Origin of the sequence: Stanieria cyanosphaera PCC 7437, assembly GCF_000317575.1 — a bacterium.
In the GTDB taxonomy this organism is placed as follows: Bacteria; Cyanobacteriota; Cyanobacteriia; order Cyanobacteriales; family Xenococcaceae; genus Stanieria; species Stanieria cyanosphaera.
In genome coordinates this window covers 2,730,514-2,749,273 of record NC_019748.1, presented here as the reverse complement: position 1 = coordinate 2,749,273, position 18,760 = coordinate 2,730,514, and the positions used below count along the sequence as shown (strand labels likewise).

Annotated in this window: 13 protein-coding genes, 1 tRNA gene and 1 pseudogene; 8 read left to right on the top strand and 7 right to left on the bottom strand. The window is 37.1% G+C overall.

Annotated elements, in window-relative coordinates:
• The first annotated feature begins 41 nt into the window (after positions 1 to 41).
• Both STA7437_RS11920 and STA7437_RS11915 read left to right on the top strand, forming a co-directional pair.
• Positions 42 to 710 (top strand): response regulator transcription factor, encoded by a 669-nt coding sequence (locus STA7437_RS11920; protein WP_015193637.1) that lies wholly within the window; start codon positions 42 to 44, stop codon positions 708 to 710.
• Positions 711 to 756: 46 nt separating this feature from the next.
• Positions 757 to 828: transfer RNA gene (locus STA7437_RS11915), tRNA-Gly, on the top strand.
• Positions 829 to 1,488: 660 nt separating this feature from the next.
• Here the strand turns inward: STA7437_RS11915 and STA7437_RS11910 are convergent.
• The 6 genes from STA7437_RS11910 to psb34 all read right to left on the bottom strand — a co-directional run bounded on the left by STA7437_RS11910 (position 1,489) and on the right by psb34 (position 7,679).
• Complete coding sequence (locus STA7437_RS11910) at positions 1,489 to 1,668, bottom strand: hypothetical protein (RefSeq protein WP_015193636.1); 180 nt, start codon at positions 1,666 to 1,668, stop codon at positions 1,489 to 1,491.
• A 274-nt stretch (positions 1,669 to 1,942) separates the two neighbouring features.
• Positions 1,943 to 3,955 (bottom strand): DNA primase family protein, encoded by a 2,013-nt coding sequence (locus STA7437_RS11905; RefSeq protein ID WP_171815452.1) that lies wholly within the window; start codon positions 3,953 to 3,955, stop codon positions 1,943 to 1,945.
• Between the two features lie 858 nt (positions 3,956 to 4,813).
• A complete protein-coding gene (locus STA7437_RS11900; protein WP_015193633.1) occupies positions 4,814 to 5,206 on the bottom strand; it encodes a hypothetical protein in 393 nt (130 codons plus the stop codon).
• Between the two features lie 432 nt (positions 5,207 to 5,638).
• Positions 5,639 to 6,808, bottom strand: a complete 1,170-nt coding sequence (locus tag STA7437_RS11895; protein WP_015193632.1) for a tyrosine-type recombinase/integrase — start codon at positions 6,806 to 6,808, stop codon at positions 5,639 to 5,641.
• Positions 6,808 to 7,008: a hypothetical protein gene (locus STA7437_RS11890; RefSeq protein WP_015193631.1), complete on the bottom strand. Its 201-nt coding sequence runs from the start codon at positions 7,006 to 7,008 to the stop codon at positions 6,808 to 6,810. The genes STA7437_RS11895 and STA7437_RS11890 overlap by 1 nt, the downstream gene beginning before the upstream one ends.
• A 500-nt stretch (positions 7,009 to 7,508) precedes the next feature.
• Positions 7,509 to 7,679, bottom strand: a complete 171-nt coding sequence (gene psb34 / locus STA7437_RS26180; protein WP_015193630.1) for a photosystem II assembly protein Psb34 — start codon at positions 7,677 to 7,679, stop codon at positions 7,509 to 7,511.
• A gap of 728 nt (positions 7,680 to 8,407) precedes the next feature.
• On the opposite strand from psb34, the gene dnaK reads away from it, so the two are divergent.
• From dnaK to egtD, 6 genes and pseudogenes are all read left to right on the top strand, one after another.
• The gene (gene dnaK / locus STA7437_RS11880; RefSeq protein WP_015193629.1) at positions 8,408 to 10,321 is read left to right on the top strand and encodes a molecular chaperone DnaK; all 1,914 of its coding nucleotides are present in this window, start codon (positions 8,408 to 8,410) and stop codon (positions 10,319 to 10,321) included.
• Between the two features lie 661 nt (positions 10,322 to 10,982).
• Positions 10,983 to 11,459 (top strand): annotated as a pseudogene (locus tag STA7437_RS11875) (filamentous hemagglutinin N-terminal domain-containing protein); the annotation flags it as partial.
• A 641-nt stretch (positions 11,460 to 12,100) separates the two neighbouring features.
• A complete protein-coding gene (locus tag STA7437_RS11870; protein WP_041619355.1) occupies positions 12,101 to 13,264 on the top strand; it encodes an S-layer family protein in 1,164 nt (387 codons plus the stop codon).
• Between the two features lie 114 nt (positions 13,265 to 13,378).
• Entirely contained in the window at positions 13,379 to 13,594 is a 216-nt protein-coding gene (locus STA7437_RS26170; RefSeq protein ID WP_015193628.1) for a hypothetical protein, read from the top strand.
• Between the two features lie 344 nt (positions 13,595 to 13,938).
• Positions 13,939 to 15,210, top strand: coding sequence for an ergothioneine biosynthesis protein EgtB (egtB, locus tag STA7437_RS11865; RefSeq protein WP_015193627.1), 1,272 nt, complete (start codon positions 13,939 to 13,941; stop codon positions 15,208 to 15,210).
• Positions 15,211 to 15,354: 144 nt separating this feature from the next.
• Positions 15,355 to 16,332: an L-histidine N(alpha)-methyltransferase gene (gene egtD / locus STA7437_RS11860; protein ID WP_015193626.1), complete on the top strand. Its 978-nt coding sequence runs from the start codon at positions 15,355 to 15,357 to the stop codon at positions 16,330 to 16,332.
• Positions 16,333 to 16,500: 168 nt separating this feature from the next.
• Here the strand turns inward: egtD and psaB are convergent, their stop codons facing one another.
• Positions 16,501 to 18,729, bottom strand: a complete 2,229-nt coding sequence (gene psaB / locus STA7437_RS11855; RefSeq protein WP_015193625.1) for a photosystem I core protein PsaB — start codon at positions 18,727 to 18,729, stop codon at positions 16,501 to 16,503.
• Between the last annotated feature and the right edge of the window lie 31 nt (positions 18,730 to 18,760).

Here is an 18,760-nt window from a genome sequence, read left to right as displayed (position 1 = left end):
GTATAATAACAAAACAGGGAAATATAGCTTTACCCTAGCTTATGCCTTTATTAATCCTGATTGCTGAGGATGATGCAGGAATTCGGTTAGCGATCAATGATTATCTAGAATTGTCTGGATATTGGGTAATTACTGCCGAAGATGGAGAACAAGCACTCAACTTGCTAGACAAGTATCATCCTCATCTTTTAATTTCTGATATCAAAATGCCTGGTAAAGATGGCTATGAATTAGTCAGACAAGTTCGTCAACGTCCAGAATTGAGATTAATACCTGTAATTTTCTTAACTGAGTACAATAGTACTGAGCAAAGAATTCTTGGCTATCAAACTGGATGTGATATTTATTTACCCAAACCTTTTGAAATGGAGGAATTAGGGGCTATGATTCGGAATTTGTTGGAACGAGCGCACGCTATTGAATCAGAAATCAGATATTCACAAGTGAAGCAAGTTTTAGCTGATTCTAATCCGACAAAATCCGTTTGGTCAAATACTACAAATGGATTTCATTTGAGCAATAGAGAAAAAGAAGTATTAAATTTAATTACAACAGGTCTTTCTAATATAGAGATAGGAGAGTCTTTATTTCTAAGTCCTCGAACTATTGAAAAATACGTCAGTAGTTTATTAAGAAAAACTCAAACCAACAACAGAGCAGAATTAGTCCGCTTTGCCCTAGAAAAAAAATTGTTAGACGAAAATAGTTGACAGTGAACATAATTTAGGTAATACTGATTAAGGTGATAAATTCAATGCGGGTATAGCTCAGCGGTAGAGCGTCACCTTGCCAAGGTGAATGTCGCGCGTTCGAATCGCGTTACCCGCTTATTACTGAATCGCTTGTATTCACTTGCCTTCTTGACGCTCTCTCCCTTTCACTAATCCTAAAAAACAAATTGGGATTTATATCTATTCCCCAACTATTCCCCAAATACGTAGTCCAAATCAATCCCTAAATAACCATTCTTAATATAGTTATTTCTACCAATACTCAGAACACAAATAGGTAATCTTGTCAAATCCGATGGAGGTATCATACTACCTGAAGGATTTAACCCCCCTAGAATCGCATTCTAGGTTCAATACAGCAAGCTTTACAAATTAGATACAACTTCTTGAAGCTAGCTTTATATAGTAACTATCACCATAACTGAGAACATAAGCAGGTCATTCTGTCAAATAGAACAAGCAGAGTATTTTAAGGGTAAAATCAGTCGTCATTTCGACTGCAACTAATGATCGATAAGTTTGGCAAATTAGCCACTCAAAAAGTGAACGAATCAGCCATAAATTAAGTTTCACCTGCCTAAAAATCGATTTAAACTGCAAATCGTGAAAGGTTTGAAATAGTGGCTTACAAAAACTGTAGTATTTTGTATAGCGTTGTAGTATGCAGTTTTGAGATTGAACTAATCAAATTTTGCGATTTTAGGCAGGTATAGTACAAAAATACGGATATAAGTAAAGCTAATTATTCTTGCTCACATCACTCCTGTAGCAAGCGATCGTAAACAACTAGTAGGTGCTGGCAAGTAAGGTAAATTAAGTCGTTAGGACTAAAGCTACTATCCTGTTCTAGTTCTACATCTTCGAGCAAAGCGATTTCTGACTCAATAGCATCTTTAGCTTGTTCAAGTGCAATTAAATAGTTACCTATATTATCCATATAACCAACCAAAGCAGTACAGATACATCACTCCCACCGAATACGAGATTATATTAGCTCCCTTGTTCCCGTCCAGAGTTACTTCGTAAATACTACGTATCAAGCTCTTGACACTCACTTCGGTCACATAATCTCTCTTTTTTTGGCGGTGGGGGATGTTTTTATTTTCAGGACAAAGGAAAGAAAGCTACTCAAGGGTAAGTATATGGTAAAATATTGCAAGGTTTAGAGTAGCTCTTCATTTTTATTGGTACTCCTTGTTTAGCTTACGAACTCAACCATCCACCTTCTCTAATTGATGAGCTTCAAGAAGGTGTTGTGAACCCGAAGGTAGTACTACTGAGTACATTACTCGTTCAACGCTCTCCATAAAATCTAGACCGCCTATCTTTGCTATTTCATCAGGTTCAATCCATCTCTTTCTCCACTCTGGTAAAGATGAGTGTATAATCCTTACCTTATCTCCCACTTTGAAACTATCGGAGTCAACTTGACGAGTTGATTCTATCGATGTAACTACATCAGTATTCTCTTGTAACTCAGAAGTATTTATTTCATCCCTAACAGAAGAAGTGAACACGTGATGTAGACTGGGTGTAGAATCAGGTGTAGACTTACAAGTCTCTCCCTGTATAGGTTGTGTAGACTGTGTATAGTTTTGAGGTAAACTTTTTTCTAATGAGGAGCAATTTTGTTTTTCTACTAAACCTTTTTTATTTGATAAGTCTACATAGTCTACACTATCCTGATTTGGTAAGGGTTTCAACCCTACACTCCAGTCTACATCCTGTAGACCTAAGTATGCATTTTGCTCTAACTGAGTTTTAATTTTAAGACCTCGTATTTTCTGTCCTTGACTATCTCTTTTTCGTTCAATATTCCAATCTAGTTCGCTACAAAGTTTGTCTATCTCAGTAGAAAATTTAGTTACAGACACAGGATGCAAGTTATTTGTTTGACAATAACGAAGATAGTTAGGATACAGCCGATCTGTAGCACTATTGTTGTTGCCAACATAAGCTTCAGCATTCGGATCATAACTGATACATTCATCAATCCAAGCAGCAACAGAATCCCTCTGACATTTCTGCTGCCAGAGATAATTCTCTGCTTCAGAGTTACTACCTTTACCAGCATTGTTAATTAACTCAGCTACCCTTCCATCACTCATGGAAAGAGCTAAATTAATAATCATGTCTATTTCTTTTTCAAGCAAAGTTTCAATTTGGTTATTTCTTTGATGAGTAGGAATTGAACTAAGGAAAGCTATTAAACAGATTCTTCTAATAATTCCTTGAGTATCACCACTAAAAACATCACTATTACTACCAATAACTAAAGAACCATCAAATTTAGCACTAGCAGGGTCTTTATACTTTTGTTCATAGGAAATACTATCTCCACCAGTCATTGCTTTTAAGTTGCCATAATCCCCAAATTGCTTATCTTCATCTGGACAAAGAACTAATTGTTTATCAATAATTTTGGCAAGTTCATATTTGTTAGTTAATCCTTTCAAAGTAGTAGATTCATGATTGGTTTTGCCTACAATTTTTTCCAATAATCTCATCAATGTTCCTTTCCCAGAACCAGGTTGTCCTATTAAATAAATAAACTTTTGAAATTCACTAAGTTTATAGGTAAGGATGGAATTAATTACAGCTAAAAATAATTCGACTTGTTCAACCTTATTTTGTTGAACTGTTAGCACAAACCGATAAAAGTTTGGAGCGTATTTTTGGGTGCATTCAATTAAGTTTTTTGAGTCAATCTTCCAGTCACTATAGTGATGTTCTAAACAACTAGTAAAGCCATATCCAGGTTGATGTAAAGATAGTTTTCCTCTTTTTAGGTCTAAAACACCATTATTAAAATTAATATATTGTTTAGGATTAGATGTTTGCCATTCTGCTTTTAAAAGTTTGGTTTTTAGCAGTTCTATTGTTTCCTCTATAAAACGATTATTTTTATATTCAACTCCTAAAGCATCTATTTCAGCTAAGATAAGCTGCTTAAAGGCTAAATCATCTATTTTTTCCCAGTATTTACCATTCCAGAATCGCCAGACTTTTTGCTCATTATGATAAGCATATTCAACTCGATGTTTTCCTGCTAAAAAGCCTGAAACTTCTTGAGGAGTAGTGAGGAGAAATTTGTGGTCTAATTCTGTCTGATAAGGAGTAAGAGAACCAATATCTTTTTTGGAGTTAACTTGACTATTATGGTGATTATAACCATAATTAGGAGAGCAGGTTGAGCCATTGCTCAGATTAAAATTTTGATTCATATTTAAACAAAATGATTGATTTTTTGCGAGGGTGATCCACCGAGGAGTGAACGACTCTCGCTTTTTTATAGCATAATCTTCTTGAAGATAGTAAATAAAAATGATATAATAATGAGTTTTACTTAAATTATCACGGAGCATTAAAACTTGCCACCATAGCTGCACAACAAGCATTATTTAACTGACGGATACTTTAAGTTTCCTATATCATTTGGCATCAACTGAAAACTCTTTGTTAAACTTCGGGCTACGGCTAAACCTCTAAGGTTTGTATGTCGTCGTTAAGTCGTCGTGTGAATAACTTGTACTCTGTCCCGAAGGGTCTAGACTTTCCAAATATCTACAACTTACAAACAAGAAAGGAAAACACTCATACTCTTTTCTCTAGCCTCTAGAGGTTGTGGTTAAACTCGCAGCTTTTCTTTCTAGGAAAGGCTAGACCTTGTGGAAAAGATTATGTCTCTATGTAATCGTTGTAGTCAAGCTACCAAGCTAAAAACAACCAACAGAACTTCGTACCCCAAGGTCTATAAACCTTCCTTGAGAACGGAGATGTATGCTCATCCTACGCAAGGTCTAGAGTTTCCGACTAAGCGACTAAGTGGAAATCACTATAGTGTTCCTAAGAGAACCCCTAAAGATTTAGATCAACGCTTTATGACGCGATTATTTTCCGAAGGTCAATGACTTTGTACGCAGACGTTAAGAAAAAAAATGCCTGTTAGGGTAGTATACACAAATATCAGGCTCAGATTGAAGAAGCTTTTGTTGGACACCTCTCGTTTCACTGGGAGGGTGTTGTAAATTCGGTTGGGGCAAGGAATAGAGTCAAATATGTCTTGCTCTCATGAGTTTTATCTAGAGTCTGGGTGAGGGCATAGGGTAAGATATTGCAAGATATTGACCTACGCTTACATCGCCAGCTAAATCTACCCAATCTGATGCTTCGATGACCATGTACTCGTTATTATCTGTTCCCAGGATTTCCACCACCCTCAAACGCTTACCAGAAGGTAGTTTCAAGCTGTAGGACTCGTTATTTCGACCACTCTCAAACACTGATTCTTTCATTAGCCAGTCTGACAAGGTGTTGTGTTTTATCCCAATATGACGCTCTGCCATTCTGAAGCCGAATCCGATTAGAGGTTGGTTACGCCCTAACCCGTGTGGGTCGATTACTATTACCTCAAACTCTCTGTCTTCGTAGGTTAGAGTGATTTTTTGACCTGCTTTGATTTGTTGTGTTACCATAGAACCCTCCTAAGAGTGATGGTTGTTGGACTTTCCTTCTCTTGAAAAAGGAAAACCAATCCCCCTAGGGCGCAAAAATAAGAGATTATCTAGTCGTAGCGAGATGTCAATAGCTTGGGTCGCAGAGCTTCTGAAAGAACTATTGACGACGAATAGACTAGAGATATAATCCTTATTGCCCTAGAGAGGTTGGTTACATCACTTCCTTATAGTTCTTTTGTCCTATTGCGCTGTCGTGAGTTTTTTGGTATAGGTAATAGTAGTTAGTTTTCATCGTCCCTGGATTCGCGCGATCGCTACCATACTTTGAAGCTAATGAGATCAACTTAAAATAAGACACAAAACAGTCCTTGCTTATTTCATAAAAGGGTTGAATTGTGAAACAAAAAAGGATAGCTGTTACGCTACCCTTGTATAGTTTATTTGTCTGACTTACAATTCTGGTAAGTCAAAGTCTTTTCGTGAAGCTAGATAGTGCTTAACTATCATTTCTGTGCTGTTACCTACTAGTGCAGCAACAGTCGCTATATCCACTCCTTCTCGTATCATACGAGTAATAAAGGAATACCTTAAGCAATATGGTTTAAGGTACTTTTCGACTTTCCCTTGAGCCACTAAGCCGTCAACTACTTTTTTCCAGTAACGCTGCCTAAAATTTCCTTGATCGATATACTTCCATTCTTGACTAGGGAACAAGAGGTCAAGCTTGTTTTCATGGCTTCTGGGTATATCCCTGATTACCCTTTGCAATTGCTCGTTACAAGGAAATAGCCTTATTTCATGTGTTTTAGTGTGAAGCAGTAGAATGCCCTTAGAATAAGCCCTGTTAAACCTTATAAACATTTTCCCTTCACGCTCTTTGATATCATCCCAGGTTAAAGCGATCGCTTCTTCTGGTCTACATCCTGTTAACGCTAGGAGTTCGACATAGGTAGCATAATGAGAATGCTTATAAGATGAACCTTTAGCTACAAACTCATCACTATAAAAAGCAGCAATGATAGCTTTAATCTCTTTTGGCTCAAAAGCTTCTATGGTAGGCTTCTGTGTTCTAGGAAGGGAGATATCTTTATAAGGATTCCTGGGTATTAAGCCTTTACTTACTGCTTGATTAATGCAGGGATATAGGGTCTTGGTGAACACAGTTAGCGTCCCTGGACTATATCTTTTTAATAGCGCCTGGATAAAATCATTAGCCTTTGAAAGCTTAAGGTGTTCAGGGGCAACGCTTCTAACCATTGAATCAAAATGCTTCCAAGCTGACTTTTGTGTAGTCTTAGCTACGCTGTTTTTACTGTTTTCTTTGTATATCTCCCATAGCTCTAATAGGTCATATTCTTTAACCTGACTAGCTATTTCTAGCTTCTTAGCGTGTTTAGGGGAATAACGAGCATAGGTGTCATCAAAGTCGCCCAAATCACAATCCCTGCTAATCAATTGCGCTGCTTTAATAGCGGTAGTCCAGCCTTCAGGGGATACTCTGGCAATGCTGAACTCATGTCTAGTTCCTTCAGGATAAGTAAGTCTGATGCGATAAGACTTACCCTTGACGTCTACCGTTACTCGTCCTACTTTGGCGTATTCCTGTCCCTTGGTGTACATTAGTCAACCTCCTCAAAACAAGAAAGCATCGCATTGAGTAGGCGTTCTTTTCTTGACCATTTAATTCGTTCTTCTTCAGTTTCAGCCCATTGTGCTTCTTTTCTGGCTGTATCTCTGAGTAAACAAATTAAACTGACAGGACTGGTATCAGCTATTAGTCCCTTAAGGAGATTATGTAGATAATTATGTTTTTCTAGCATTTGGGGAACTCCTATTTTGTCCCCAATTTGTCCCCAGAGTGGTTAACGAAATTGTAGAGAGCGAACGCTAGAAGCGTTGATAAATCGTTGTTTTTATCCTTGCCAAGGTGAATGTCGCGCGTTCGAATCGCGTTACCCGCTTATTACTGAATCGCTTGTATTCACTTGCCTTCTTGACGCTCTCTCCCTTTCACTAATCCTAAAAGGATCGCAACTTGATCTTTTACTACGACCAATCTACGACCAATTGACACTGCAAATCAAGCTACTTCATCAACTCTCTAAATATATATCTAATTGAGTTTGAAACTTGTTTTCGTAGCTATTGAATAGGTCATCCCTGTTTAATTCTTCTGGCTGTACTTCTGAACCAGTAAGCTTGTTTGTAAGGTTAAGTAGGCAGAATTCATTCAAACAGTAAAAAACCTCGGTACTGCTACCAAGGTCGATTCAGGAGAAATCTAATGTCGATGAGAGATATTAATGTTTAAAAAAAACTGTTAGCTAACTGCTACTGAAGTGAAGATTAAGGCTGTCACTAAAAGTGCTGCTAATGCTCCCTGTTGAAGATAGTTCTTTTGTTCCCACACTGTTGGATGTTCTTGATAGGTCATCTTGGGTTCAACAGCGTAGTTGTTAAGAGTTCCGTTGTCTAATTGAGTGGTGTACATATCGTTATTTCCTTATATTTTTTTCTTTATGTAAACTAATGTAACAATATTATTGAATTTTGTAAAGAATATCTTGACAAAAAGTTTTATATACCAACTATAAAGATAATTAATCGAAGTAGAGCGATCGCATTGAGCTAATAATTTTCTGACCGTGGGAGTGTTGTCGTAATCCAGAACGACTGTTGAACAAGACTGTGATTGCTTTTACCACTCACATGGCAGCTAAAATTACCTCTCATCCCTCTTTGATGACTATGAGGGAAAAGATTGAATTAGCAAGCAACAGAGAACGAATACTCTAAAAACTGACTTTGAGGAAAAGGAGTACCACGAAAGCGATTCATAATGTTGATTAACTTAGAAAAACCAAGTTGAAGATGTTGACTAGGAAATACGGGTAACCAAAGTTTAATCTGCTTTTTCCTAATTGTTTAATGAAGTAAAATATACGTGACTTGTTATGCTTTGGTGCTAGAAATTTAACCCTCGATTACCAAAACCGTCATTAGAGGTTCGGAAAACTACACTACCTAGGAAATCCGTTTACCTTGCACTATAGATATTGAGGATAAACAAAGAAGACATTTCTAACACTTGATTAAATCATCTGTAACGTGATCTTCTTATAGACAAGGCTAATACAGCAGATTTAACTCAATCAAAGTGTAATTTTATTTTCTAAAGATATTCCTAGTTTTGTAGTTACATTTGGAGAATCCCTTAATATGGCAAAGGTTGTTGGTATAGATTTAGGAACTACTAACTCTTGTGTGGCGGTAATGGAAGGCGGAAAACCAACCGTTATCGCTAACGCAGAAGGTTTTAGAACCACCCCTTCAGTTGTAGCTTATGCCAAAAATGGCGATCGCTTGGTAGGGCAGATTGCGAAACGTCAAGCTGTGATGAACCCAACTAATACTTTTTATTCGGTTAAAAGGTTCATTGGACGTAGATCCGATGAAGTTACCAACGAAACAAAAGAAGTAGCTTATAAAGTTTTACGCGACAGTAATGGTAACGTTAAACTAGATTGTCCTTCTCAAGGTAAACAGTTTGCACCAGAAGAAATTTCGGCTCAAGTTTTACGCAAGTTAATTGAAGATGCTAGTAAGTACTTAGGAGAAACAGTTACTCAAGCAGTAATTACCGTTCCTGCTTATTTCAATGACTCCCAAAGACAAGCAACCAAAGACGCAGGTAAAATTGCTGGGGTAGAAGTACTACGGATTATTAACGAACCAACCGCAGCTTCTCTAGCTTATGGTTTGGATAAGAAGAGTAATGAAACCATTTTAGTCTTTGACTTGGGTGGTGGTACGTTTGACGTTTCTATCCTAGAAGTAGGTGATGGTGTATTTGAAGTTTTGGCAACTTCTGGCGATACTCACTTAGGTGGTGACGACTTTGATAAAAAAATTGTTGATTATTTAGCAGAAGAATTTCAAAGAAACGAAGGAATCGATTTAAGAAAAGACTCTCAAGCACTACAAAGACTCACCGAGGCAGCGGAAAAAGCTAAGATCGAACTTTCTAGTGCAACTCAAACCGATATCAACCTTCCCTTCATCACAGCTACTCAAGAAGGACCAAAACACCTCGATATGTCCCTCACTAGGGTTAAATTTGAAGAAATTTGTTCCGACTTGATTGATCGTTGTCGCGTTCCTGTCGAACAAGCTCTCAAAGATGCCAAACTAAATAAAGAAGCGATCGATGAAGTAGTTATGGTAGGTGGTTCTACTAGAATTCCTGCGATCGTCGATGTGGTCAAACGCATCTTAGCTAAAGACCCCAACCAAACTGTTAACCCTGATGAAGTGGTAGCAGTCGGTGCAGCTATTCAAGCAGGGGTACTAGCTGGTGAAGTTAAAGACATTCTGCTGTTAGACGTTACACCGTTATCTTTAGGTGTAGAAACTCTTGGCGGTGTCATGACGAAAATTATTCCTCGTAACACTACTATTCCTACTAAAAAATCGGAAACTTTCTCTACTGCGGTAGATGGTCAAACTAATGTAGAAATTCATGTTCTGCAAGGGGAACGGGAATTTGCTAAAGACAACAAGAGTTTAGGTACTTTCCGTTTAGATGGTATTCCTCCTGCACCTCGTGGTGTACCTCAAATTGAAGTAACCTTTGATATCGACGCTAACGGTATTTTGAACGTTACTGCTAAAGACAAGGGAACTGGTAAAGAGCAATCTATTAGTATCACAGGTGCTTCTACTTTACCCGATGACGAAGTAGACAGAATGGTTCGCGAAGCTGAATCTAACGCTGCTGCGGATCAAGAACGTCGCGAAAAAATTGACCGTAAAAACCAAGCTGATTCTTTAGTTTACCAAGCTGAAAAACAACTCACTGAACTCGGTGACAAAGTACCCGCAGCAGATAAAACTAAGGCAGAAGGTTTGATTAAAGATCTTAGAGAAGCAGTAAATTCTGAAAATGATGAAAAAATCAAAACTTTAATGCCAGAGTTGCAACAAACTCTATACAGTATCGGTAGCAATATCTATCAACAAGCTGGCGGTGCAACCGCAAGTGAAGGTACACCTGGTGATGCTGGTGCTTCTAGTTCAAGTTCTGGTGAAGGTGGTGATGATGTAATTGATGCTGAGTTTTCTGAAACCAAATAAACTTTAAACGATTACAGATTTGATGTAGGGAGTCTAGAGAAGATTTCTCTACATTTTTTTTTATGAACCAATGAAATAGAAGTGCTACCGTAGAGAACGGTGCAGATATAGCAGTGCGCTTTTAGTTAAGACATAAGATATCGGCTTGATTGAGAACAGGCAACAGAGAACAACAGAATGTACTAGTATTTTTCCGTAGTGTTATAGAACCCATTTGGTATCTTGATAAAAAAGGATATCAAACAAAATGACATATTCAAGTGACTTAACAGACCAGAAGTTGGCTTCAGGAAGAATATAACAAATCAAATAATCCAGTTCAATTTAATTGTGAACAATAAAAAGATTTTCTTTCAAAAAGTTTCAAATGTTCCCATTCAAAATCTAGACCAAATTTCAAGAATTTAATTACGACTAATTCTTGAGTTATTTGAGCTTGAGCTAAAAAAGTTTCTCTTCCTCCTCTTTGCCATAATTGCTGTTGAATTAAATAGCGGTTTCTTAAAGGAAATTTATCTATTGTTCCTATGAGCGAGTCTAATTTTATAAGTTTTTTAATTTTTTAAAATTGCATCTATCTTGTAAACTTAATTTTATAAATAAGTTATTTCCTTGAGATCAAATCTTTATAAAAAAACTATTTCATCAAAAATAAAGAAAAATGAAATATTATTTCAAACTAGAACAATTATTAACATTTGCCTTTACTTTAAGTTTATCAACTGTTCCTGTTCAAGCTCAAATCATCCCAGATAATAGTCTTGGTACTACTGTTACTACTCCTGATGGCAATACTTTTACGATTGAAGGTGGTACAACAGCAGGAAAAAATGTATTTCATAGTTTCAAAGATTTTTCTGTACCAACTGGTAGTGAAGCTTTTTTTAATAATGCATCTGATGTAGTCAATATTCTTAATCGCGTTACAGGTGGCAATATTTCTAATATTAATGGTTTAATTCGTGCGTCGGGTAGTGCCAATTTATTTTTAATCAATCCTGCGGGAATTATTTTTGGTGAAGGTGCTTCTTTAGATATTGGTGGTTCTTTTTATGGTAGTACAGCAGATAGTATTTTGTTTCCTGAAGGGGTAGAGTTTAGCGCAACCGATACCCAAATAGAGCCAATAATATTAATACTAATAATTTAAATTTTGTAGATGGTTCAGCTATTGTTGTTAGTACTTTTGGTAAAGGGGATGCAGGTACAGTTAATCTTAATGCTAAAAACATCTCTTTTGATCGTGAATGGGGAGGAATTTATAGCACTGTTGGTTTAAGAAGAATAGAAATAGTCGAACACGCTACAGATGCAATTGGTAATGGCGGAAAAGTAAATATTAATACTGAAACTTTATCTTTAACTAATGGTGCCAGAATACTTGGTAATACAATTGCTCAAGGAGATGCAGGTGATATAGATATTAATGCCACAGGAGCAGTATCTTATATCGGACAAGGATTTACACCTGTACCAGCTTTTGGTGATGGTCCAGTAATCAGTGGTTCTTTTAGTCAAGTTAGAGAAGGTGCGAGTGGCAGTGGTGGACAAGTATCAATCAAAGCTGATTCTCTCACTTTAATTGATAAGGGTGCGGTATTAGTAGATAACCAAGGTGGAGAAGGAGATGCAGGAGATATTACTATTGATGTTCAAAACAAACTATTTTCAGATCAGACTGGTTTAATTCTTTCTCAAGTACAGGAAGGTGCTGAGGGGAATGGTGGAAATATCAATATTAATGCTGGTTCATTTGAAGCTAGTGGTGGTACTTTCATTTTGGCAGATACCAAAGGAAAAGGAAATGCAGGGAATATCAGTATCAATGTTGAAGGAACTTTGTCTTTAGACCAAGGTAGTTTAATTTTGACCGAAGTGGCAGAAAATGCTCAAGGTAACGGTGGTGCTATTAATATTAATGCTAATTCTGTCATTGTTAAAAATGGTGCAGGCATTAATTCTCTAACTAAAGGTGAAGGCAATGCAGGAAATATCAATATTACTGCTGATGACTACGTTTTGCTAGAAAATGAAGGCAAAATTTTAGGTCAAGTAACAGAAAATGCTCAAGGTAACGGGGGTTTTCTTGAAGTGAACACAGATTCTCTAATTGTTACCAATGAGTCAGAATTATCAGTAGATAATCAAGGACAAGGACAAGCTGGAAATATTTTAATTAGTGCAAATTCACTCGAACTCAATACTCAAGGAAAAATTACAGCTAATAATATATCGAGAGAAGGTGGAAATATTGATCTTGAGGCTGGGAATTTACTGTTACGAGACAATAGTTTAATTTCAGCACAAGCGACAGGAGAAGCAAATGGTGGTAACGTTACGATTGACTCTGATTTTATTGTTGCTTTTCCCAATCAAAATAATGATATTATCGCCAATGCTCAACAAGGAATTGGTGGTAATATCACAATTAAAGTTCAATCAGTATTTGGAATTGAAGAACGTCCTTTAAATCCTATGACTAACGATATTAATGCCAGTTCGGCACGAGGCGCACAATTTGATGGGGTAGTTGAAATTATTACTCCTGATGTAGATCTATTCCAAGAAACTGCCGAGACTCCAGAGAACGTTGTCGATTCCAATCAAGTAGTTGCTGGAGTATGTAATACTTCTGAACTCGCCAGAAACATTAATTCTGGTAAAGCTAACACTTTTACTGTCAACGGTAAAGGTGGTATACCTCCCGAACCTACTGAACCTTTTTCAGCAGAGAATATTTTCATTGATGGTCAATCTATACCAGCAGTTGTTGAGGAAGAAAGAGCTTTACAAGAACAATATCCACCAATACTTACATCACAAGGTGCAATTTATCCAGCGCGGGGAATCGTGAAAAATCCTGATGGAACAGTTACCTTAACTGCTTATCCTACTGATAATATTCAGCGTGTTTCTCATAATTCTTTTAATTGTGGTGTTTGAAAACTATAACTATGCAATGGTGGTTCGACAAATAATACTCATTAAATAGTATAGTAAGGACTAGATGCGACTCTCGTTTTGGGCTGTAGACCGCGTACGTGCATCTACTGCGCCGTGATCGAGAGTTGGGTCAGCCTATCAGAGATTTATTTAAGTAAGCGTCCTAATATTAATTGGGTAGTGTGGGCTTACGATTATTATTGTTCTCCTCGATTAACAGATGAAAGAGACCGCGTTTTGGGAGGAAACAAAATGGGTATTTTTGTCCGTAATTGGCTTCAGGAAGAATGGAACAAATCAACTAATCCACTTCAATTTCATTGTGATTAATAAAAGGATTTTTAATTAGTAGATTTTAATAAAACTGATTTAAATTAGTACTAATATTTCGAGCAAGTTTATCAAAATTATCAAAAAAAAAAGTTTGATTGACTTCAATGATTATTTCAAATTTAAAATTATAAAATTATTTTTATATAAAAAATGTCTTGATTCAAAACAAGCTAAAAATTTGATTATCTATAGCAAAACAGCAATTTTAAATGTTATGCTACTTTAAAATAAATAAAACTTAACATTTCTAATTAAATAATTAAAGTAAACAAACTGTTTGTAAAGAAATACATTCAATCCAAATTGAATGGTTTAATCATTATTTACTAAAAAATTAAATCATGCTCAAGACAATTTCTCTTGCTCAAGACCAGATTAATCTTTCTTTAATAGATTTTTATCAACAAGTTCGTCAACGCAGTGAAAAAATCTGTCAACCTTTAGCGATAGAAGATTATGTAATTCAAACTATGGCTGATGTCAGTCCACCTAAATGGCATTTGGCTCATACAACTTGGTTTTTTGAAACTTTTTTACTTATTCCTTATTTAAATAGATATCAAGTATTTCATCCTCAGTTCGGTTATTTATTTAATTCTTATTATGAAGCAGTAGGTAAACGTCATCCTCGTCCTCAGAGGGGTTTACTCTCACGTCCTACCGTAGAAAAGGTCTATCAATATCGAGCTTATGTTGACCAGGCAATGGCAGAGTTAATTAATCAACTAGAAAAAGATCAGCAAATTAGCTCTTTAATTATTTTAGGTCTTCATCACGAACAACAACATCAGGAATTACTACTAACAGATATTAAACATATTTTGGCGACTAATCCTTTACGCCCTGTTTATCAAACCCAAAATTCCACTTCTTCAGCAGAATTGATTAATTTTGAAGAAAAATGGCTTGATTATCCTGGGGGAATCTATAGTATTGGTTATCAAGGAGAAGGATTCAGTTTTGATAATGAAAGTCCTCGCCACCAAACTTTGTTACAAGACTATTATTTTGCTACTCGCCTAGTTACTAATGAAGAATATTTAGAATTTATTGAAGCTGACGGATATAGTAACCCTGAATATTGGTTGTCAGAAGGTTGGTCTACTGTTCAAGCTGAAAGATGGCAAGCACCTTTATATTGGGAAAAAATTGACGGTGCATGGTGGATCATGACTCTTGGAGGAATGCAACCTCTTCAAAAAGATGAACCAGTTTGTCATGTTAGTTTTTATGAAGCAGATGCCTATGCTCGTTTTTGCGGTAAACGCTTACCAACAGAAGCAGAATGGGAAATAGCAACAGCGCAAGTGCCAATTAGAGGCAATTTTTTAGAAACAGAAAAATTACATCCTACTGCTGCTTTAGGAATGACTCGACCAGATCAAATGTTTGGTGATGTTTGGGAATGGACGCAAAGTGCCTATCTTCCTTATCCAGGATATCAACCAGAAGCAGGTGCGATCGGCGAATACAACGGTAAATTTATGTGTAATCAAATGGTTTTACGAGGCGGTTCTTGTGTTACTCCGATTAGTCATATCCGTCCTACATATCGAAACTTTTTTCCTCCTTCTGCACGCTGGCAGTTTACAGGAATTCGCTTGGTCAAATAAATTTAAACTACATCTTTCAGTAGAAGTAATTAAAGTTATTGCCAACTTACTTTTAAAATAGGCATGAAATTAATCAAAAGTAATCAGTTTGACTAAATTCTTTTCTTACAACTAAAAATTTAATTAATTACAGGAGTCAATTAGATGATTGCACCCTCACACTCTCAATCAAAAGTCAAACTTTACGATTTGCATCCGTCTCTAGCTGACTTTCGCACCGAGATCATTAAGGGATTGCAACAACCTCAAAAAGCTATCTCTGCTAAATTTTTATACGATAAAAAGGGTTCGGAATTATTCGATCAAATCTGTGATTTAGATGAATATTATCTTACCCGCACCGAAATGGGGATTCTTAAAGATAATGCTCACGAAATTGCTTCTTTAATTGGAGATGGTGTTTTAGTTGAATTTGGTAGTGGTAGTTCGCAAAAAGTGAGAATCATTCTGGATGCGATGAAACAATTACCCATTTATGTAGCACTAGATATTTCTGTACAACATTTATATGAATCTTGTCATAATTTGGTAGAGGCTTATCCAGATTTAAATGCGATCGCTATTTGTACTGATTATACTCAACCGTTGCATCTACCAAAGATTCCTTTAATTGAAAATAAATATAAAGTAGGTTTTTTCCCTGGTTCTTCGATTGGTAATTTAGAGCCTGTTGAGGTAGTAGAATTTCTGAAAAATGTAGGCAAAATTTTACAACCAAACGGCAGTCTGATAATTGGAGTGGATCTCAAAAAAGAGCGCTCAATTCTTGAACCAGCTTATGATGATTCTCAAGGGGTTTCTGCTGCTTTTGCTTTAAATTTGTTGACTCGGATTAATCGAGAATTAAAAGCTAATTTTAATTTAGATAATTTTATTTATCGAGCTACTTATAATGAGCTTGGTCGCATTGAAATGTATATAGTTAGTTTGAAAAATCAAGTGATTAAAATTGATGATGTAGAAATTGAGTTTAAGCAAGGAGAATTATTGAGAACTGAACATTCTTATAAATATACTTGTACAGAATTTCAATCCTTAGCTGCTCAAGCAGGTTTTCAAGCCAAATGTGTTTGGACTGATTCACAACAGTTATTTAGTCTTCATTACCTGACATTTCAATAATAATCAAAGTTGTGGTTTACAAAACTCAACAAAATAAGCTCAAAAATCCATTTTTTTAAATCAGTTGATAATTATAAAAAGTACGTATTAACTACTTTCTTAAACAAGAAAAATCCCCTACCCAAAGGTAGAGGATTCATTTTTTATGTTAGTTTGTGAAAACTATCTTTAGCCAACCCTGCTGGCAGTAGAAGCAATCACAAAGGCTGCATAGGTCAGAACGTAGCCAAAGGCAAAGTGGGCTGCACCAACTACGCGACCTTGAACGATAGACATAGCGACGGGCTTATCTTTCCAACGAACTATGTTAGCTAGAGGAGTACGCTCGTGCGCCCAAACAAGAGTTTCAATTAACTCTTGCCAGTAACCACGCCAAGAGATGAGGAACATGAAACCAGTCGCCCAAGCCAAGTGTCCTAAGAGGAACATCCAGGCCCAAACAGAAAGGTTATTAGTTCCGTAGGGATTGTAACCGTTAATTAGTGATGCGGAATAGCCCCACAGATAATCACGGAACCAACCCATTAAATAGGTAGAGTTTTCGTTGAACTGAGCAACGTTACCTTGCCAAATAGCGAGGTGTTTCCAATGCCAGTAGAAGGTTAACCAGCCCAAGGTGTTTAACATCCAGAAAGAAGCGAGGTAAACGGAATCCCAAGCAGAGATATCACAAGTACCGCCACGACCAGGACCATCACAAGGGAAGGCAAAACCGAAGTCTTTTTTGTCTGGCATTAGTTTGGAACCACGTGCATCTAAAGCACCTTTGACCAAAATCAAAGTAGTGGTATGTAAACCTAGCGCGATCGCATGGTGAACTAAGAAGTCACCAGGACCAATGGTCAAGAATAAGGAGTTAGTACCGCTATTGATTGCGTCTAACCAACCAGGTAACCAAACGTTGCCGTGATTGGGGAAAGCAGTGTAAGCAACACTATCTGGATTGGATAATAGAGTATCAAATCCATACAGAGCTTTACCATGAGCAGCCTGAATCCACTGAGCAAAAACAGGCTCGATCAAAATTTGTTTTTCAGGGGTACCAAAGGCAACTACGACATCGTTGTGCACGTATAAACCTAAAGTATGGAAACCAAGGAAGAGAGATACCCAGCTTAAGTGAGAAATAATCGCTTCTTTATGTTCTAATACCCTTGCCAAAACATTATTTTTGTTGGCTTCGGGGTCATAATCACGTACCCAGAAGATTGCACCATGAGCGAAAGCACCAAGCATCAAGAAACCAGCAATATACTGATGATGAGTATAAAGGGCTGCTTGAGTAGTGTAATCCTTAGCTATAAAAGCATAAGGAGGCATGGAATACATGTGTTGGGCAACCAAAGAAGTTATTACACCTAAACAAGCTAAGTGCCATCCTAATTGGAAGTGCAGAGAATTGTTGTAAGTGTCGTAGATTCCTTTGTGACCTGCACCCAATACTCCACCCAAGGGAGTTCCTTCTGGAGGTCGGTGAGCATCCAGAATCTCTTTCATGCTGTGACCAATACCAAAATTAGTACGGTACATATGACCAGCAATAATGAAGATAACCGCGATCGCTAAATGGTGATGAGCGATATCTGTTAGCCAGAGAGATTCTGTTTGAGGATGAAAACCACCTAAAAAAGTCAAAATTGCAGTTCCTGCTCCTTCAGAAGTCCCAAATACATGGTTAGCAGTATCTGGATTCTGAGCGTAAGCACCCCAATTCAGGCTAAAGAAAGGTCCTAAACCTGCGGGATGTGGAGGAGTAGATAGGAAGTTATCCCAACCTACGTGCTGTCCTCTCGACTCAGGAATTGCAACGTGAACCAAGTGACCAGTCCAAGCTAAGGAGCTAACTCCAAATAAACCAGCTAAGTGATGGTTCATCCGAGACTCAGCATTTTTAAACCAAGCCAGACTAGGACGGAACTTGGGTTGTAGGTGCAACCAACCTGCAAACAAGAACAAGGAAGCCAAAATCAGTAAGAAGATTGCTCCTTGATAAAGGTCTTGGTTGTTGGTCATCCCAATGGTATAGAACCAGTGGTAAACACCAGAATAAGAAATATCTACTGGATAAGAAGCACCAGCTTGAGTGAAAGCATCTACTGCTGCATCACCAAACTGAGGATCCCAAATCGCATGAGCAATGGGACGAATGTTTAAAGGATCTTTAATCCACTGTTCAAAGTTACCTTGCCAGGCTACGTGAAACAGAGTACCGGAAGTCCACAAGAAGATGATTGCAATATGACCGAAGTGGGAAGCAAAAATCTTTTGATAAAGATTTTCCTCAGTCATGCCATCATGAAGCTCAAAGTCATGAGCAGTGGCAATTCCGTACCAGATTCGACGTGTTGTTGGGTCTTGTGCAAGATCCTGGCTAAATTTTGGAAATTTAGTTGCCATAGGTCTTTAGGAATTCTCCTCTGGTTAAAAA